General features: G+C 48.6%; 12 protein-coding genes. 11 read left to right on the forward strand and 1 reads right to left on the reverse strand.

What is annotated here, in order from left to right; all coding sequences use genetic code 11:
• Positions 1-52 precede the first annotated feature (52 nt).
• Positions 53-2491, forward strand: coding sequence for a TonB-dependent receptor (locus KVT36_RS25080; protein WP_217606190.1), 2439 nt, complete (start codon positions 53-55; stop codon positions 2489-2491).
• Between the two features lie 249 nt (positions 2492-2740).
• On the opposite strand, the gene KVT36_RS25085 is transcribed toward KVT36_RS25080, so the two are convergent.
• On the reverse strand, positions 2741-3106 hold the full coding sequence (locus KVT36_RS25085) for a SnoaL-like domain-containing protein (protein WP_217606191.1): 366 nt from the start codon (positions 3104-3106) through the stop codon (positions 2741-2743).
• 294 nt (positions 3107-3400) lie between these two features.
• Here KVT36_RS25085 and KVT36_RS25090 point away from each other — a divergent pair, with 294 nt between their 5' ends.
• From KVT36_RS25090 to KVT36_RS25135, 10 genes are all read left to right on the forward strand, one after another.
• A complete protein-coding gene (locus tag KVT36_RS25090) occupies positions 3401-3991 on the forward strand; it encodes an RNA polymerase sigma-70 factor (RefSeq protein ID WP_217606192.1) in 591 nt (196 codons plus the stop codon).
• 76 nt (positions 3992-4067) lie between these two features.
• Positions 4068-5087 carry a FecR family protein gene (locus KVT36_RS25095; RefSeq protein ID WP_217606193.1) on the forward strand — a complete coding sequence of 340 codons (1020 nt, stop codon included), beginning with the start codon at positions 4068-4070 and terminating at the stop codon, positions 5085-5087.
• A 123-nt stretch (positions 5088-5210) separates the two neighbouring features.
• The gene (locus tag KVT36_RS25100; RefSeq protein ID WP_217606194.1) at positions 5211-8660 is read left to right on the forward strand and encodes a TonB-dependent receptor; all 3450 of its coding nucleotides are present in this window, start codon (positions 5211-5213) and stop codon (positions 8658-8660) included.
• 27 nt (positions 8661-8687) lie between these two features.
• Positions 8688-10310 (forward strand): RagB/SusD family nutrient uptake outer membrane protein, encoded by a 1623-nt coding sequence (locus KVT36_RS25105; RefSeq protein ID WP_217606195.1) that lies wholly within the window; start codon positions 8688-8690, stop codon positions 10308-10310.
• Positions 10311-10328: 18 nt separating this feature from the next.
• On the forward strand, positions 10329-11474 hold the full coding sequence (locus KVT36_RS25110) for a SusE domain-containing protein (protein ID WP_217606196.1): 1146 nt from the start codon (positions 10329-10331) through the stop codon (positions 11472-11474).
• A 193-nt stretch (positions 11475-11667) separates the two neighbouring features.
• Positions 11668-12831 (forward strand): glycoside hydrolase family 76 protein, encoded by a 1164-nt coding sequence (locus KVT36_RS25115; RefSeq protein ID WP_217606197.1) that lies wholly within the window; start codon positions 11668-11670, stop codon positions 12829-12831.
• 139 nt (positions 12832-12970) lie between these two features.
• Positions 12971-14032: a sensor histidine kinase gene (locus KVT36_RS25120; RefSeq protein ID WP_217606198.1), complete on the forward strand. Its 1062-nt coding sequence runs from the start codon at positions 12971-12973 to the stop codon at positions 14030-14032.
• The gene (locus KVT36_RS25125) at positions 14019-14723 is read left to right on the forward strand and encodes a LytTR family DNA-binding domain-containing protein (RefSeq protein ID WP_217606199.1); all 705 of its coding nucleotides are present in this window, start codon (positions 14019-14021) and stop codon (positions 14721-14723) included. The genes KVT36_RS25120 and KVT36_RS25125 overlap by 14 nt, the downstream gene beginning before the upstream one ends.
• Positions 14724-14786: 63 nt before the next feature.
• The gene (locus KVT36_RS25130) at positions 14787-17915 is read left to right on the forward strand and encodes a histidine kinase (protein ID WP_217606200.1); all 3129 of its coding nucleotides are present in this window, start codon (positions 14787-14789) and stop codon (positions 17913-17915) included.
• An 11-nt stretch (positions 17916-17926) separates the two neighbouring features.
• Positions 17927-18685, forward strand: coding sequence for a LytTR family DNA-binding domain-containing protein (locus tag KVT36_RS25135; RefSeq protein ID WP_217606201.1), 759 nt, complete (start codon positions 17927-17929; stop codon positions 18683-18685).
• Positions 18686-18894 lie beyond the last annotated feature (209 nt).

The raw sequence follows: 18894 nt of genomic DNA on the forward strand, positions 1-18894 counted from the left end.
TACAACATTTAATGCCGTAGCTGTCCGTCATGGCTGCGACCAATCTGTGAATATGAACAGGATCATACTAACGGGGCTTTTTATGCTCTTAACCCTGGGTACCGCATGGGCCCAAAGCGCCAACAAACAAGGCAAAATAACAGTCAGGATCATTGATAGCAGGAACCAGCCCCTGGGCTTTGCCAACGTGCTGGTACGCGCCGTAAAGGACAGCGCGCTGGTAAAAGGTGAGCTAAGTACTGAACAAGGCAATTGCACCATTGATAATATACCTTTCGGACATTACTATATACAATCTACCCTCATGGGGTATGCCCCCGTACTGAGCCCGGCCTTCATCCTGGATGCGAACCACCAAAACCTCTCCTTACCCGCCATACAGTTAGTACAGCAAACCAAGAACCTGCAGGCGGTTAATGTAACCGCACAAAAGCCTTTTATTGAACGCAGCGCCGGCAAAACCACGCTGAACGTGGAAAGCAGCGTATCGTCCGCAGGGCAGAACGTGTTGGATCTGCTGCGCAAAGCGCCCGGCGTTACCATTGATAAAGATGATAACGTAATGGTAAAAGGCAACCAGGGCGTAACCATTATGCTGGATGGTAAGCTCACCTATTTATCCGGCGAGCAGCTGAGCAACCTGCTGAAAAGCACGCCGGCAGAAACCATTTCCCAGATAGAGATCATTACCACGCCCGGCGCCAAGTATGATGCAGCCGGTAACAGCGGTATCATTAACATTAAAACCAAAAAGGGACAGCTTACCGGCATCAATGGCACCATAAATGCCAGCATGGGCCAAAGCCGCTATCCTATTTACAATGCCGGCGGTAACCTGAACTGGCGCACCACTAAGTTTAACCTGTTTGGTAACTACAACTATGGCGACCGCCGTTTTTATACCCTGCGGGAGCTGTGGCGTTATATTAATGCGGATGAGCCCATGCTGTTTCACCAGGATATCTGGCAGCGTAACCAGTTTAAGAACAGCACCTACAAAGCCGGTATGGATTACTTCATTAACAAACAGCATACCGTAGGTGTACTGGTGAACGGGTATAACAACTCTTTCCGCAACAGCATTTACAGCGCTACTGATATTGGCAAGCAAACCGGCGAAATAGATTCTGTGCTGAACACCCTTACTACCAATAACAACAAGTTCAATAACGTAGCCGTGAACCTGAACTACAAGGGCCAGCTGGATACCAACGGCACGGAAATAAGCATGGATGCGGATTACGCCCGGTTCAAGAACAACCGAAACCTGAACCTGCGCGACAGCCTGTACGACCGCCACCTGGAAACTGTGCGCGACCCGCATGCCATCCGCAACATGGGTAATACCAATGTTACCATTAAAAGCATTAAGGCCGACCTGGTGCTGCCCCTGAACAAACAATCCAAAATAGAAGCCGGCGTAAAAGCCAGCTTTGTGGAAACAGATAACAAGCTGCGTTATGATTCGCTGAAAGGCAAGGACTATGTATACGCCCCGTCCCAAAGCGACCAGTTTATTTATAAAGAGAACATCCTGGCGGCCTACACCACCTATAAGCTGCAATGGCGCAAATGGGATGTGCAGGCCGGCCTGCGCCTGGAGAAAACCATTTCAGAAGGGAACTCCATCAGCCTGCAAAGCAAGATCAAACGTTCTTACCTGGACTTTTTTCCCAGCCTGGCAGCAGACTATAAAGTGAATGAGGATAATAAGATAGGGCTGTCCTATTCCCGCCGTATTGACCGCCCGGGTTACAATGGGTTAAACCCCTTCCTGTTCTTCCTGGACAAGTACACCTATGCCCGCGGTAACCCTTACCTGCGGCCGGAGTACACGGATAATACCGAACTTTCCTACAGCTATAAGCAAAAATATATTCTTACTGTAGGGTACAGCTATACCCGGGATGTGATCGACGAGCTGCTTACGCAGAACGACAGCACCAAGATCACCCTTAGCACCAACATTAACTATAACAACCGGAAGAACTACAGCCTGTCGCTGGTACTGCCGTTTGATGTTACCAAATGGTGGAACATGAGTAATACGCTGAGCATGTATTACAATAAATACGACCTGCAATCTGCCGGTATTAATGTGCAGAACAGCCGGGTGGAATATTACTTCAGCTCCACCAACACTTTTACCCTGCCGTATGATATGAAGGCGGAGGTAAGCCCCTATTATAACTCGCCCTTTGTGTCGGGTATTTTCAGGGGGCAGGCCCAGTATGATGTAAGCCTGGGTTTGCAAAAACAGGTGCTGAATAAGAACGGCACCATCAAGTTCAATGTAACCAACATTTGCAAGGCCGGCAACATGTTCAAGGGCACTGCGCTGTACGATAATGTGGATACCCGTATCCGCAATACCTGGAACCAGACCGTTTATACCCTTGCTTTCAGCTACCGTTTTGGCAACAACAATATAAAAGGCGCCCGCGAGCGGCAAACAGGAACTACGGAAGAAGCACGGAGAGCAGGGAACTAGGATAAAGTTTCTTTTGGGACAGGGATAGTTACAGATCACCGGTTACGTTATTTACCGCCATTTATGATAGTAGCCGGTGATTTGTTTTAAGAAACACTTACTATTATTTATTACGAGCTATTTACCGCCATTCATAGTTTGTAATGATAGTAAGAGAGGCCGCCACACAGATGTGAGCGGCCTTTTTCTTATGCGGGGACAACGTTCACGGGCATTCCCCGGGCGGAAGGAGAATGTGGGGCTAACGGATCAATAGAAGAATTGCTCTGAAACAACTTTACCATCCTTTACTTCAAAGATGCCAATTTCCTCCGTTTCCATACGGGGCTTGTCCTTATAGGTAACATCCCGCCTTAACACTACGCTGAAGAAATTACCTGCTATTAACGGCTCACTGCAATACTGGCTATGAACGGTTTCTATCATTCCACGGTGCGCTACGCCTTTGGCCTTCAATGCTTCCAGGCCTTTGGTTATTACCTGCACGCCCCTTAATGCAGCATGTTCCGGCTCCCGGGATAAAACCTGCCCGTCATAAAGCCCGTCCTGTATTTCAATCCATTTGCTTTGGCATGCCAGTTCGTAATACTGGTTTGCAATCTCCTGTGTTGTCATAAATTCCTTTTTTTAAGAATGATCTTTTAACCCTGCAAAGATGTCCGGGCGGAGTGACAACCCTATGTCAGCAGCCCTAAAATCTCATTTCCCGTTCCAACAAATAACCTACAACTTTCATGGGATCTTTCTCCACTGCTCAACTCCCTTTCCCCTCCACTGCATTCCATTCGTAATTCGTAATTGATATTTCGTAATTATTTTTCCCTCCGTTGTACGTAATTTTCCCAAATTCCCTGTCCTACTAAGGAAAGGGGGAAAATTACCTTAGGGGTTCCTATTCCGCATCCGCGTATGAACAATGTGAAAATTACAGAGTGGCAGCATCAAATTGCACGTTACGGGAATGAGCAGGCCTTTGCAGAGCTGTTCCGCCATTTCTACGACCGCTTGTTACGCTTTTGCCTGCAATATGTGCAGGCACGGGAGGCCGCGGAAGAAATTGTAAGCGACGTATTTGTGAAGGTCTGGAACCGCCGGGAAGCCCTGGAAGGCATCCACAACCTGGAAGTATACCTGTTTGTAGCCATAAAAAATCATTCGCTCAATTACCTGCAGCAATACTCCAACCTGCGCGTAACACCACTTCCTGAAAATAGCCTGGCCCAGCTGATCAGCCCTATTGATCCCGAGCGGGAAATGGAATGGAAAGAGATCCTTTTTAAAATGGACCAGGAGGTAGAACGCCTGCCGGACCAGTGCCGTAAAGTTTTTAAGCTGATCAAAGAAGAAGGTTTCAAGTATAAAGAAGTAGCAGAGATCCTCAATATATCGCCCCGTACTGTAGAAACACAATTGGTGCGCGCCATGCGCCGCCTCAATGAAGCCATTGGCCCTTACCTCTCCGGCAATAAAGAAAATGGAAAAAAGATCTTCCCCTTGTAAGTAATTTTCACTGCTTGCCCTGTCCTCTCTGTAACAATCAGCTCCATCTATGAATGAAGAATTATTTGTTACACTCATGACCAGGAAACTTGCAGGCGAAGCTACCAAACACGAGCTGCAGGAACTGGAAGCCCTGTTGCAGGCGCATGCAGAACTACGGGAGCGTGCTGCCATCCTGCAAAAACATTTTACAGAATCGCATTATTATTCATCTGCCAATACAGAACAGGCATTGCAACGCACGCTGCAAAGGCTGCAGCTGCCGGAGCAGGCGCCGCTTACAACCCTAAGCATGCCACAGCCTAAACGCAGGTACCTGCAACGCAGCCTTATTATAGGATCTGCCATTGCCGCATCCGTAGTATTGGTATTGTCGCTGTCTGATTTGTTGCACCGCGCTACACCGGTTAAACAGCTGGCCGCTGTTAAAGCAGATACTGCGCAGTGGATGAAACGGCAGAATGGTAAGGCCACAAAAGCCGTTATTGAATTAACGGATGGCAGTAAAATATGGCTGAATGCTGATAGCCGCCTCAGCTACCCGGAAGTGTTCAGCAACGCCTCACGCGAAGTGTACCTGGAAGGTGAGGCCTTCTTTGATGTAGCCAACAATCCCGGCCGCCCGTTTATTATTCACCTGCATAAAGGCACTATACAGGTGCTGGGCACCTCCTTTAACATACGCGCCTATGAGAATGAGCCTGTGCAAACCTCTGTAAGCACCGGTAAAGTAGCCTTCATTCCCCTGTATGAAAATGGGCAGCGCAAGCCGGATACCATCTTAATTACGCCGGATGTAAAGGTTACCTATGCACAACAAACCGGCCAGCTGATAAAAGAAGCTACTGCCAGCAATGATGATAAAGCCTGGACAGAAGGCCGCCTGGTATTTAAGAACGCCACGCTGGAAACTATTGGCGCAGAGCTGGAACGCACCTTTGGCAAAAAAGTGGAGTTCCTTTCTGAAACGCCGCGGCAGTACCGCCTCACCGGCTCTTTCCAGCACAACTCATTACAGGATATTATGTACTACCTGGCCAGGTCCAGGGCATTCAGTTATGAGATCACCGACAGCACGCTCTTGATCAATGAATAAATAAACCAAAACCTAATAAACAATCATTATTTAAACCAAAGTCTCCACGCTATGAAAGAAAGACCTTTACCAGGCTTCTTACTGCCAGCTTTCCGCTCATGGTGCTTCCCGGTCCTTATATGCATGGCTTTATTCAGCATGCTGGATCTTAAAGCCCAGGTAGCACTTGCATACGGCATGCCGCCGCCGTATAGAATGCAACAGGAAAAAACAACAGATACCAACCCGCTGGACAACCGGGTTAGCCTGCAGGTTAAAAATGAAAACCTGGACCAGGTGCTGGAAAAAATTGAGCAGCAAACCGCTTACGTGTTTGTATACTCAAATGATGTGATTAAAACCACGCAGCGCATCACGCTCAATGTAAAAGACAAACAGCTTTCTGAAGTGCTGCCCATGGTGCTTTCCCCGTTGAATGTAAGTTATGAGCTGATCAGCAATAAAATCATTCTCCGCCAGGGAAACGAGCCCGCCGCAGAGTACCGGCAACAGGAAACCGTTACCATCAGCGGCAACGTAGTAGATGATAAAGGCGATGGCATTCCGGGGGTGAATGTACGCCTGAAGAATACCAATACCGGCACTACTACAAGGGAAGACGGTTTTTTTACGTTAAAGATCCCCAGTGGGCAAGCCAATGGTACCTTGGTTTACTCGTCCATTGGCTTCATCACAAAAGAAGTGGGGATCAATAGCCGCACCAGCATTACTGTTATGCTGGATGCTGAATCAAAAGACCTGGGGGAGATAGTGGTTACCGCTTACACTACACAAAAGAAAGCGCAGGTAACAGCCGCTATCAGCACGGTATCCACCAAGGATATCACCAGCCGCCCTTCCAGCAACATGTTCCAGGCCTTACAGGGTTTGGCGCCTAACTTAACCATTCAGCAGAATAATGCGGAACCCGGCGCTGCGCTGAACCTGAATATACGCGGGGTAGGCAGCTTAACCGGTAACGCGCCGCTGATCATTATAGACGGGGTACAGGCAGGCAGCACCGGCCTGCAGAACCTGAACCCCTATGATGTGGAAAGTATTTCCGTGTTAAAAGATGCCGCTTCTTCCGCCATTTATGGATCACAGGCCGCAAACGGCGTTATCTACATCACTACCAAAAGAGGTAAGAAAGATGATAAGCCCAGCGTGCAGTACAACGGCATGTATGGCCTGCAAACACCCACTACCCTGCCCCGGCAGGTAGAAGCATGGGAATATATGAGCATGAAGAATGAAGCTTTGGTGAACTCCGGTAAAACCCCGCAGTTCTCATCAGAAGAAATTCAGGCCTGGCATAACCGCGGCTCCGACCCTGCCCTGCTGCGCGAAATGGTGCGTAAAACCACCCCGCAGCAAAACCACAGCCTGAGCGTAACCGGTGGCGGCAAAAGCAGCAGCTACCTGATATCACTGGGTTATGTGGACCAGGGCAACATGCTGCAGAACAAATGGCTGCCATCAGACCAGTCGTTCTATTACAAACGTTACAATGCCCGCGCTAATATAGGTATAGACGTTAGTAAGTATGTAAAAGTGGCCGCTAACATTGCTTACACAAAATCCTATACCCGTACACATTCCGCAGACATGGGTATCCTGATGCGCGATGCCATGCGCGTACCGCGTATTTACCCTGTAAAAGACAGCCTGGGCAACTGGGTAGTGCCCTCGCTTACCAGTAACAGCGTGTTTGCGCAGCTGGGCGAAGGCGGCTACAAGCTTAATGAGCAGGATAACCTGCTGGGTGGTGTGGATGTAACCATTACGCCCGTTAACCACTTTAAGCTGAACTTTAATGCCTCCGGTGTATACAACATCAATAACGAAACACGCCGCATTAATAAATACACCTATGCGCCCTATTATACTACGGCCGCACCACCGCTGTATAATGAGCTGCATAACAGGGAGCGTAAAGATCTGAACACAAACGTGTATGCTACGGCGGAATATGAAAATACCTTTGGCAAACATTATGTGAAAGCACAGGTAGGCGCCCGTACGGATGCGGTGAATGAAGATTACGGTTTCAACGCCGACCGTTTTGGCACTACCAACCTGGATAATGACTGGGCCATTGGCGGCGGTTACCGCCCCAAACCCGATGGTACCTTTGATTACGGCAGCATTGGCGATTATAATGATATTGCAAACCCTAACTTATATGCGCTCAACTCCCTCTTTGGCCGTTTGAACTATGCCTATGATGATAAATACCTGGCAGAGTTCACCTGGCGTTACGATGGATCTTCCAAGCTGGCCCCCGGCCACCGCTGGCAGTTCTTCCCCGCCTTTTCACTGGGCTGGCGTATTACAGAGGAAGACTTTATGCAGTATGTAAAGGAAAATATCGGTAACGTAAAGTTCCGCTTCTCTTACGGCCAGGTGGGTAACTCCAACATTGGCGGGTTTAACTACCTGTCACGGGTGTATATCAATTCTAATTTGGGTAATTATTCCTTTAATAACTCACCAGCGCCCGGCTCCATCTTCTCTACCTATAATGATCTGCTGAAATGGGAAGTATCTGCCATGACCAATTATGGCGTAGATGCAGATTTCTTTAAAGGCGCGCTTACCGCATCTTTCGATTATTTCAACAAGAATACTACCGGTATCTACCTTTTTCAGACGGTGCCCGGAACAGCCGGCGTTACAACCGATCAGGAAAAATCTCCGCTTGAGAATGTAGGTAAGGTAAATAATAAAGGCTGGGAGCTGGCATTAACCTACCGCCTTACTACCGGCAAGGTTGGCCATGCATTTGGCTTTAACCTGTCTGATAACCTGAACAAGGTAGTAGCATTCGGTCAGGAATCTATCCGCGGCAGCGATTTCTCTTACATCATTAAAGAAGGTTTCCCCATCTCCTCTTATTACGGTTATAAATCCAACGGCCTGTACCAGAACCTGGACGATATCAAGAATGCACCCAAAGTGCCTTTTGCGTACAACCAGCAGGTAATGCCCGGTGATATTAAGTATGTGGACCGTAATGGAGATGGTGTGATAGATGCAGACGACCGTTTTGTTTTCGGTAATCCTTTTCCACGTTATACCTTTGGCTTTACATATAATGTTACCTGGCATGGCTTTGACCTGAACATGTTCTGGCAGGGTGTGGGCAAACGCTCGCAGTTCCTGCGCGGCGATATTGTGGAAGCTTTCCATAATAACGAGGACCACGCCTTTGTGCAGCACCTGGACCGCTGGACGCCCACCAATCCTAACGCCACTTACCCGCGTTTAACCATTGGTACGGCAGATGCCAACAACTTTGCCTACTCTGATTACTGGATGTTTGATACCAAATACATACGCCTCAAGAACCTGCAGGTAGGTTACACCCTGCCCCGCGGTATTACCAATACCGTGCATATTGAAAGCGCACGTATTTACTTCACCAGCCAGAACCTGATCACCATTATGCCTAAACGCTTCCGCGAAATAGGCATGGATCCTGAGTTCACACAATTTGATGATAAGCTGAACTTTTCAAACTACAATCCGATCGCTGGCCGCAACTATCCCAACGCCGCCACGTTTGCCTTGGGTGTGGATGTGAAGTTCTAATGCAGGAAGTAAGAAAAAAACAATTCAATGAAAAAAACACTCATCATAATCGTTTTCGCTGTAGGACTGTTTGCCTGCCGTAAACTGGACCAGCCCATTACACGCGAGTTTACGGAAACAGCCTACTGGCGAGATACACAGGATGCGCTGGATGCTCTCTCCGCCTGTTATGAGCATTTATCCAAAACGGATTATTTCTTTGGCGACGATGGCCTCAGCGATAATGCCTACGTAAATGGCGTTGGCTTCCAGAACGTAACAGCCATTGCCAATGGCGGGTACGACCCGTCTAACGCACGCGTAAAGGATACCTGGGGCTATTACTTCACCACCATCCGCCGCTGTAATCTTTTAACAGAGAATATAGATAAGGTGCCAAAGCTGGACAGCACGCTTAAGCACCGCATCACCGCAGAAGCCCGCTTTATACGTGCCTACGCTTATTTTCAGCTGGCCACCTGGTATGGCGATGTACCTTTTTTCACCAATGTGATCTCTATTGACGAATCACGCACTATTAACCGCACAGCAAAGAACAGCATCATCCAGTTTGTATTGAGTGAGCTGAACGCCATCCGTGCAGACCTACCGGTGAATAACTACTCCGGCAGCAGCGGGTATGCGGATAAGGACAAAGGCCGGATAACCCGTGGCGCCGCCATAGCCTTCAGCGCCCGCGTACACCTGTACAACGGCGAATGGCAGGCCGTTGTAAGCGACTGTGAGCTGCTTATTAACAAAACAGAGAACGGCACTTACGGCTTAATGGATGATTATGCCAGCATTTTCACTGTGGGCAATGAGTATAACAAAGAAGTGGTGCTTGACCTGCAATATGGCGGCGGCCGCACTTACGATGTGCTGCGCAGCTTTATGCCGCAAACCGTGGCCCTGTTAAGAAGTGTGCTGGTACCCACGCAGGACCTGGTGGATGATTACGTGATGACGAATGGTAAAGGCATTAAGGAAGCAGGTTCCGGTTATAATGAAAATGATCCCTACACCAACCGCGATCCCCGCTTTAATGCCACCATCCTGCATCATGGCTCTACGGTAACGGATTTTAACGGTGTAGTGCAAACCATTCTTACACAGCCAGGCTCCAACCCGGCCACCAATACTGTTGACGATCAGGGCGCCTCTCCCACCGGTTACTATTTTTATAAATATTACGACCGTACCTCCACCAACTACCAGTCCGGCTTAAACCTCATCCTCATCCGCTATGCCGATGTATTGCTGATGTATGCAGAGGCCAAGAACGAGCTGGCCCAGCTGGATGCCAATGTATGGAACAATACCATCCGCGCATTGCGGGTACGCGCCAAGTTCACGGATGCCGGCGCTACTGAGTTCAATGCCGCTTTAACACAGGAGCAGCTGCGTACGGTTGTGCGCCGTGAAAGGCGCGCTGAGCTGGCATTTGAAGGGCTGCGTGTGTACGACATACGCCGCTGGAAAATTGCAGATCAGGTGCTGGCAAAACCGGTAAGAGGTATTAAGGTAACGTCCGGCGCGTTCAACCGGGATCCCAATGGTTATATCATTGTGGCAAACCGCACGTTCACTAATCCAAAACACTACCTGTGGCCGGTGCCTACATTTGAACGCGATCAGAACAAAAATCTTTCACAAAACCAGGGTTGGTAAACCTACAAATTCCCGTATATGCTTAAACGTATAGCTTTCATATTTACCGCATTGCCCGCAGTAGCAGTTATGTTCCTGGGCAGCTGCAAAAAAGACGATTATAAGCTCAACACCAATATTAAACCGGTAGAGCACCTGGGTGCGCCGGCCGACAATAAATTCGTAAAGCTGCAGCCCGCTACCAGCGCCGCTGTTAGCTTTGAGTGGGACCAGGCCCGCGCAGAAGACGGCTCCCTGGTACTATATGAAGTAGCCTTTGATAAAGAAGACGGCGACTTCTCCAAGCCCATTGCCAAATACACATCAGATGGTGGCGGCGTGCAGAACAAGCTGTCCCTTTCCCACAAGGAGCTGAACACCATAGCCAACAATGCCGGCATCCCTGCATTAGGCACCGGCAAGCTCAAATGGACGGTGCTGGCAGCCAAAGGGTACAACGTACAGCCGGCAGCTGAAAGCCGCATCCTGGAAGTAGAAAGGCCCAATGGTTTTGCAGAGATCCCGGTGGATGTATTCCTGACCGGCGAAGCTACAGAAGCAGGCGCCGACCTTTCCAAAGCCCTGCACCTGAAAAGCATCACCAGCGGCGTATTTGAAATTTATACTTCCCTGAAGGACGGTAAATACCAGTTCGTAGACCGTAATACCGGTACCCCCGCCACGTATTCCCTGGATGGCGCTGTGCTGAAAGAAGGCGGCGAAACCACGCAAAGCGGCGGCACTAAAGTGTACCGGATCCGTCTGGACTTTAACAACACTACCGGCACCATGACAGAGATCACCGGTATGGGATTATGGTTTGCACCGGATAATAAGATCCTGTTTAACCTTACTTATTCAGGCAATGGCACCTTTACAGCCAGCAACCAGGTTATAACCTTTAAGCAGGAATCCTGGGGCCGTGATGAGCGCTATAAGTTCCGTATGAATGTGAAGTCAGCAGACGGTACTGCCGGTGAAGAATGGCTGGGCAGCTCCAATGCAGATAACAGCCGCCCCACAAGCGCTACACCGCTTAGTTTCTGGCAGCTTTATCCCATAGCTAACAACGATCAGTGGAACTATTGTTACAAGTTCCAGACAGAGGTAGATACCAAGAACTGTGATGTAAAAATGTACTTCCAGGCAGACAAGGCTTATACCCACGAAATAATTGTATTGTAAGCATCTGGGGGTTGATCAAAAAGAATGTAAAATCATAAATGTAAAATTTAAAATGTAAAAGTAGATTGCCACGATACCAGGTTCAGACTTATGTTCACGGTATTTCACTTTTACATTTATGATTTAAAATTTTACATTTTACATTCTTTTTGGTCGGCCTTCCTTCAACACTTTAAACTTTTAATTCAGAATCATGATCGCTTTACAACGTTTGCTGGCGCCTTGCATGCTGCTGCTGTCCGTTACCTGGGTCTCCTGCCTGAAAGAGCCGGTAGATGAAGGTCCCGGCCCGGGCGCAGGCAAAGCCACCTATAAATATGACTGGCCTGCCATTGCAGATTCTGCACAGGCCTCGCTCACCGCTAATTTTTATAACGCCAACGGTAAATATTTTAATAAAAATAATGCCGGTGATGTAACCTTTAACTACTGGCCGCAGGCCCATGCGCTGGATGTGCTGGTAGATGGTTACCTGCGCAAGAACGACGCCGCCGTTAAAACCCGTATGACCGACCTGCTGGATGGTGTAAAGGCAAAGAATGGCAACACCTACATCAATCATTTTTATGATGATATGGAGTGGATGACACTGGCCTGCCTGCGCGCTTATGAAGCCACCGGCGACGACCGTTTTAAAGCCACCGCACAGGAGCTTTGGAATGATATTAAAGGCGGCTGGGACCTGGTATGGGGCGGCGGCATACACTGGAATAAAGACAAATCAAAGAACTATAAGAACACACCCGCCAATGCACCGGCCTGTATTATTGCCGCCCGTATGTACCAGGTTACGCAGGACCCTGCAGACATGGACTGGGCAAAGAAAATTTACCAGTGGCAAAAAACCACGCTGGTAGATCCTGCATCCGGCCTGGTATACGATGGTATTAACCAGGATGGCAGCGGTACGGTGAATAAAGACTGGAAGTTCACCTACAACCAGGGCGTGTTCATTGGCGCCGGTATAGAGCTGTATAAGCTCACCGGTGAGCAGGGCTATTTGAATGATGCATTGAAAACAGCCAACAACTCCCTCACCGGCGATTTCACTAAAAGCAATGTTCTTAAAGATGAAGGCCAGGGTGATGGCGGTTTATTCAAAGGCGTACTGGTACGTTATCTTATGCTGCTGATCACAGATGGTGACCTGGGCAGCACGGATAAAACCAGGTTTGCCAGCTTTTTACAGCTGAATGCGCAAACACTGTGGCTGCAGGGCACCGCCCGCCCGCAGGTGCTCTTCAGCCCCAACTGGACGAGCGTTATTACCACCACTGATCTTACCACGCAGTTAAGTGGTACTATGGTGCTGGAAGCAGCTGCAAGGCTGAAAGAAATGGGTCTCATAGACAACTAGACATATAAGACCCGGCAGGGGTGGAAACCTGCCGGTCTTTTTTAATTCAGCACATCAATACCAGCTTTTCATCCATCGGTAAGCGTTTTTCATAGGTTTATGCAGTAATAACCGCCTTTTTTACGATTTTTGAAATCGCATGAGCCGGTTTTTACTGCATATTTTATTCTGGGTAGTGTACCTGCTGCAGGATTCCTTACTGCAATTTTTGTGGGTAGCCCCCGCCATTCCGCAGGTACCGGAAGGCAAAGCCTTTGTAATGGCTGTTATGGCCGGCATAGCCGCCGGTATCCCTAAAATGATCTTCGTCTATTTTATCCTGTGCTTTTCCATGAACAGGATCCTGAAAGAAGGCAGCCGCATCTGGCTGGAAGCCCTTTATATTACCCTGGTGTTTATAGTAGTGCTTATCTTTTACCGCGCTGTATTTTCCTATTATGTATACATGAATATTTACCACGGTTTGCTGAAACCCTCGCCTATGTTTGGCGGCAGCAGCCTGATGGTAGCCCTTATGGACTTTGGTTTTGTAACCGGCACCGCTGTTACGCTGCACCTGCTGCGCAAACAGCTTACCAGCAAAGAGCGGGAAAAAAACCTGGTGAAAGAAAAACTGGAAACAGAGCTTAAGTTCCTGCGCAACCAAACCAACCCGCACTTTTTATTCAATACGCTGAACAACATTTATGTGCTGGCCCGCAAAAAATCAGACCTCACCGCAGAAATTGTAATGAAGCTGTCCAAGCTGCTGCGCTTTATGCTGTATGAAACCAGCAAAACTTTTATACCCGTAGCGGATGAAATAAAAATGCTGGATGATTATTTAGAGCTGGAAAAGATCCGCTATAACGACCGCCTGACCATTACTTTTGAAAAAGAGATCGACAATGGCGCCTATCCTCTGGCGCCCCTGCTGCTGCTGCCTTTTGTGGAAAATGCATTTAAACACGGCGTTAGTGAATCACGGTTTGATTCTTTTATTTACATTGATATTAAATTACAGGAAGGCCGCCTCACTTTCCGTATTGAGAACACAAAGGAAAATGGCGGCGCACACCCCGTAACAGATAATATCGGCTTAGGCAATGTGCGGCGGCAGCTGGAGCTGATGTATAAAGATTATCAGCTGGAGGTAGAAGACCAGCACACGCTTTTTAAAGTATACCTGACTATAAACCTGGATAGCCATGCAAAAATATAGCTGCCTTATTGTGGAAGATGAGCCGCTGGCCGCGGAGGTGCTGAGCGATTATATTCAGCAGGTACCTTTCCTGCAGCTGCAGGGCATTTGCAGCGATGCCATTTACGCCATGGAAATACTGCAAAAAGAAAAAGTGGATGTAGTGTTCCTGGATATTCACCTGCCTAAGCTGAAAGGCATGCAGTTCATAAAAGCGCTGAAAGAACCGCCGCAGATAATTATTACCACCGCTTACCAGGAATATGCATTGCAGGGTTATGAGCTGAATGTGGTGGACTACCTGCTTAAACCCATTGAGTTCAGCCGCTTCCTGATGGCGGTGAACAAAGTACAAAAACCAACAGCCGTATCCCCCGCAACGGCCAGCTCCGCTGCCCCGGAAAGAACACACCTGTTCTTTAACGTAAGCAAAAAAATGGTAAAGGTGTACCTGGATGAGATCCTGTACATTGAAAGCATGAAAGAATACATCCGTATTGTAACCCCCGATAAAACTATCCTCACCAAATTCCAGCTGGGGCAAATAGAAGAGCTGCTGGCAAAGAACAATTTCCTGCGCGTGCACCGCTCCTTTATTGTGTCAAAGAACAAGATAGATGCCTTTACCGCTACCGATGTAGAGATCAACGGCGCCCCCATACCCATTGGCCGCAGTTATAAGGAGCTGGTGATGCGGGTATTGGAGCAATAAATTTTCAGCTACCTGGTTTTCGCAAAAGAAAGTAACTTTGGAGCCACCCCAATGTTTACAGGTATGTACGTTCGGCTAACTATAGTACCCCTGCTATGCCTCTTTTGTAATTTGTTAACGGCCCAGGATCTTCGTGAAAGTGATTTCACCCATTACTCCCGGCAAGAGGGTTTATCTGATGATAATATTACCAGCCTGGTGCAGGATGCCACCGGTTATATCTGGGCGGCCACATCCTCCGGCCTCAATCGTTACAATGGCAGCCAGTTTATGCAGTTCCATAATACGGACGATAGTTTGTCGCTGCCCGCAGAAGAGATCAAAGGCCTGGTATTCTTAGGCCAGTCGCGCCTGGGCGTGCGCACGGGTGTGGGCCTGCACATGATCAACACCGCTACCGGCGACGCGCGTAATATCTTCATCCCCTACAAACAAAAAAAGTTCCAGTATAAGTTTAATAACATCATGTCGGTGCGGGGCTGCAACAACGGGGATCTCATTGTGCTTACCCGCCCGGGCATTTACCATTATGATCAAAATTACCGCCTCGTATACAGGTATGATCATTACAAAGACAGTGAGATCACACAGCCGCTGATCTTTGGCATTGGCCTGCTGCAGCTGGATGAGCAGCGGTTCATCATCACTTCCTATTTAGGCTTTTATCTCTACAACACCCTTACGCACCGGGTAAAAAAAATGGAGGCGGCAGACTGTCCGTTGCTGGCAGAATACCTGCCGCTTTCCCAGTCAAAGGTGTTCCAGATCAGAACCGGCCGCTTTTTTATACTGCCTGAAAACTCTGATAGCCTGGTCTATGTGGATGTGCCCACACAGCAAAAAATAGTAAGCCGCCTGCCGGTGCTCCCCTACCAGGAACGGCTGATAGGTGAGCGTTCCAAGCTGATACAGGTAAATGATACGCTTTTTTATTTTACCGGGCAGGTATCTGGTTTTCATAAAATGATCTTTAACCCGCAAACAGGCAATGCGCACATTTTCCCGGAAAAATATTTTGCCGCCTACAGCTGCAACAGCTTGTTAAAGGACCGCGATGGTTATTTATGGGTAGGCACCAACAAGGGATTATTCCACCAGCACAACCGCCAGGCGCGGATAGAGCAGGCCGCGCTGCCGCCAAACATCAATACCGCATTCCCCAATTTAATAATGGATGATGTGTATGGCGCCGGTGATCAGCTGTACGTAGCCTGCCGGGAGAACGGCGGCCTGCTGGTGTTTGACAAGCAGCCTTTCCGTTTTAATAAGCGCATCAGCTTTAAAAGTTATGCCGCAGCAGCAGATAATATTTATTGCTTAGCCCCTGCAGATGGGCATAGCTTACTGGTAGGCACAGAGCGCCCCCTGCTGCGCCTGGACCTGCAAACCCATAAAGTATTGCAGCACTGGGACCTGCCGGAGTATGAAGCAGCTGACCTGCAAACAGACCGGCAGGGCCGTACCTGGATCACCGCAGCCAATATTTATACTTACAGCGCAGCCACCCAACAGCTCACACCCGTTAATACCGCCACGCCCCTTTACCACGGCATACAACGCGCGCTGCGCCTGGGCCTGGACACTGCCGGCAACATATGGATGGCAGGGCATGGCCTGTGCCGTTACAACGCCTTCACCCAACAGTTTGACCGTTTAGTAGATACCTTTCCCTACATTAAAATGCCGGACCGGCAGGTGAATAATTTTGTGGTGGATGAGCACAACACGCTCTGGTGTAACAGTAACAACAATGGCCTTACCGGTTATAACCTTCGCAGCGGTAAATGGCTGCATTTTACGCGCAGCAACGGCCTGCAGGATAATAATATTGCCGCCATGACGGTGGTGAACAACCGCCTGTGGATGGCCGGCCACTCCGGCCTCTCCTGCCTGGACCTGGCCACGCTGCGTATGGTTTCTTTTGGTAAGGAAGATGGCTTCCCCGACCTGCCGGTAGCAGACGGCAGCAAATTTTATTACGATACCGCCAGCAGGCAACTCAGCATAGGGTTTTCCCGTATCCTTGTAAAATTTGACCCTGAAAGTTTGCTTACAACCATGACGGCGCCGCCATTTTTTATTGAAAATATCAGCATCGGTGATCAGCAGGAGATCCATTTCCCTGCCAAGGAAATTATCACCAGCTGGTACCGGAATGATATTACGGTTACGCTGGGCAGCATTAATTTCCTGTACAGCAGCAGCCAGCGTTTTGCCTATCGCATCTTAAAGGCAGATAGCAGCGGCTGGCAGCAGCTGGGCGCGCGGAATACCTTTAACATAGCCAGCCTGGCGCCGGATTTGTACCGCGTGCAGGTAAAGCTGTTTGCTATTAACAACCGCTGGCCAGAGCAGGTACGGGAGTTCACCATTCGCGTGCTGCCACCCTTCTGGCTTAGGCCCTGGTTCTTTGGCCTGTTATTATTACTGGCAGCCATAGCAGTGTACACGGTATTCAGATGGCGTACCGGCATTTTGCAGCGGCAGCTGGTATCAGAACAATCACTGCGTATTAAACATGAAGAGCTGAACTCCATTAACGAGCAGCTGGCAGAAGCACAGCTGCTGGCCCTGCAAACGCAAATGAACCCGCACTTCATTTTTAATGCGCTCAATGGCATTAAGCGGATGATACTGGAGCAGGATATCTCCAACGCATCCCGCTACCTGAGCAAGTTTGCGCAAATGATACGACTTACGCTCAGCCAGTCCAAACAGTCTTTTGTAACACTGAAGGAAAATATTGAGTACCTGGAAAGTTACCTGCAAATGGAAAAGCTGCGTTTTGATGACTCCTTCACCTACACCATACAAACAGATGATGAGCTGGCGGATGAAGATATTACCATCCCCACATTAATGATACAGCCTTTGGTGGAAAATGCCATCTGGCACGGGTTAATGCACCGCGAGGGAGAAAAGGCCGTGGACATTGTTTTTAGCCTGCAGGGCGAAGTGTTCACCTGTGCTATTACAGATAACGGCATTGGCATACGGCAGGCGGAAAAACTGAAACAGCAGCGCAAAACTACACACCGCTCCGTGGGGCTGGATAACCTGCGCAACCGCATCAGCATCATGAATGAGAAATACCATATGGATTGCGCGTTAACCATCACAGACCGTAGTGATAACGGCCATCATAATACCGGTACACAAGCGGTGCTCCGCTTTAAACTAACTGATCTTTAAAAATGCATAGTATGAAAGCAATCATTGTTGACGATGAGGTGAATGGCATTGTAACCCTTCGCAAAATGCTGGAAAACAACTGCCCGCAGGTGAATGTGCTGGCCAGCTGCTCCAGCGCAGCCGCTGCCAGCCAAAAGCTGCAGGAGCTGGAACCCGATGTGGTATTCCTGGATATCCAGATGCCCGGTAAAAGCGGCATTGAAATGCTGATGGACCTTTCCCGCCAGGATTTTGAAGTAGTATTTGTAACCGCGCATAATGAGTATATGCTGCAGGCATTACAATACAGCGCCGCAGATTATTTACTGAAACCGGTGGATGAAGACCGCCTGATGGAAGCAGTACAGCGTGTTGAAAAAAGGCGCGCTGCGGAGAAGGAGAATGAGCCCGTATCCACGCTGGCCTACAACATTCACAAAACCGGTATGCCCATGGAAATGCGCCTGTGCCTGCCTACGCTCAAAGGTTTCACCGTATTAAAGCTGGATGAGATCGTGTACTGCGCCGCAGAAAGAAGCTACACCATTGTGCACCTGGTAAATAAGAAATCCATCATTGTATCCAAACCATTAAGCGATTATGATACACTGTTAACCGGTACGAATTTCCTGCGTGTGCACAAATCGTATTTGGTGAACCTGCAGCATGTAATTGAATACCAGCGCGGGGAAGGAGGCACTGTTATTATGACCAACGGAGCGCAGATAGAAGTAAGCCGCCGTAAGAAAGAGCCGTTTATAGCAAGGATGAAAGAGCTGTTCCATTTTTAGCAAAGACCTTTGGAAAAGCGGAGGCTGCCGTTTATTTTAAATACAAAACCGTTCATAGTTTTCAATTTTTAGAAAAGCAGGTAACCTTTATCTTTATTGCCGATTCACATTTTTTATTAACCCCTAAAACATTTCACATTGAGTACAAAAGAACATTATTGCTGAAGCATGCCGAACTACCTTCAGCAACTTGAAGTTGGCCCCATTTA

The sequence above is a fragment of the Chitinophaga sp. GbtcB8 genome (assembly GCF_019091455.1).
GTDB lineage: Bacteria > Bacteroidota > Bacteroidia > Chitinophagales > Chitinophagaceae > Chitinophaga.

Coding starts and splice junctions, on each gene's coding strand:
- KVT36_RS25110 (WP_217606196.1), top strand. CDS start 10,329: ATGCTTAAACGTATAGCTTTCATATTTACCGCATTGCCCGCAGTAGCA.
- KVT36_RS25105 (WP_217606195.1), top strand. CDS start 8,688: ATGAAAAAAACACTCATCATAATCGTTTTCGCTGTAGGACTGTTTGCC.
- KVT36_RS25090 (WP_217606192.1), top strand. CDS start 3,401: ATGAACAATGTGAAAATTACAGAGTGGCAGCATCAAATTGCACGTTAC.
- KVT36_RS25130 (WP_217606200.1), top strand. CDS start 14,787: ATGTACGTTCGGCTAACTATAGTACCCCTGCTATGCCTCTTTTGTAAT.
- KVT36_RS25135 (WP_217606201.1), top strand. CDS start 17,927: ATGAAAGCAATCATTGTTGACGATGAGGTGAATGGCATTGTAACCCTT.
- KVT36_RS25095 (WP_217606193.1), top strand. CDS start 4,068: ATGACCAGGAAACTTGCAGGCGAAGCTACCAAACACGAGCTGCAGGAA.
- KVT36_RS25125 (WP_217606199.1), top strand. CDS start 14,019: ATGCAAAAATATAGCTGCCTTATTGTGGAAGATGAGCCGCTGGCCGCG.
- KVT36_RS25100 (WP_217606194.1), top strand. CDS start 5,211: ATGGCTTTATTCAGCATGCTGGATCTTAAAGCCCAGGTAGCACTTGCA.
- KVT36_RS25080 (WP_217606190.1), top strand. CDS start 53: ATGAACAGGATCATACTAACGGGGCTTTTTATGCTCTTAACCCTGGGT.
- KVT36_RS25115 (WP_217606197.1), top strand. CDS start 11,668: ATGATCGCTTTACAACGTTTGCTGGCGCCTTGCATGCTGCTGCTGTCC.
- KVT36_RS25085 (WP_217606191.1), bottom strand. CDS start 3,106: ATGACAACACAGGAGATTGCAAACCAGTATTACGAACTGGCATGCCAA.
- KVT36_RS25120 (WP_217606198.1), top strand. CDS start 12,971: ATGAGCCGGTTTTTACTGCATATTTTATTCTGGGTAGTGTACCTGCTG.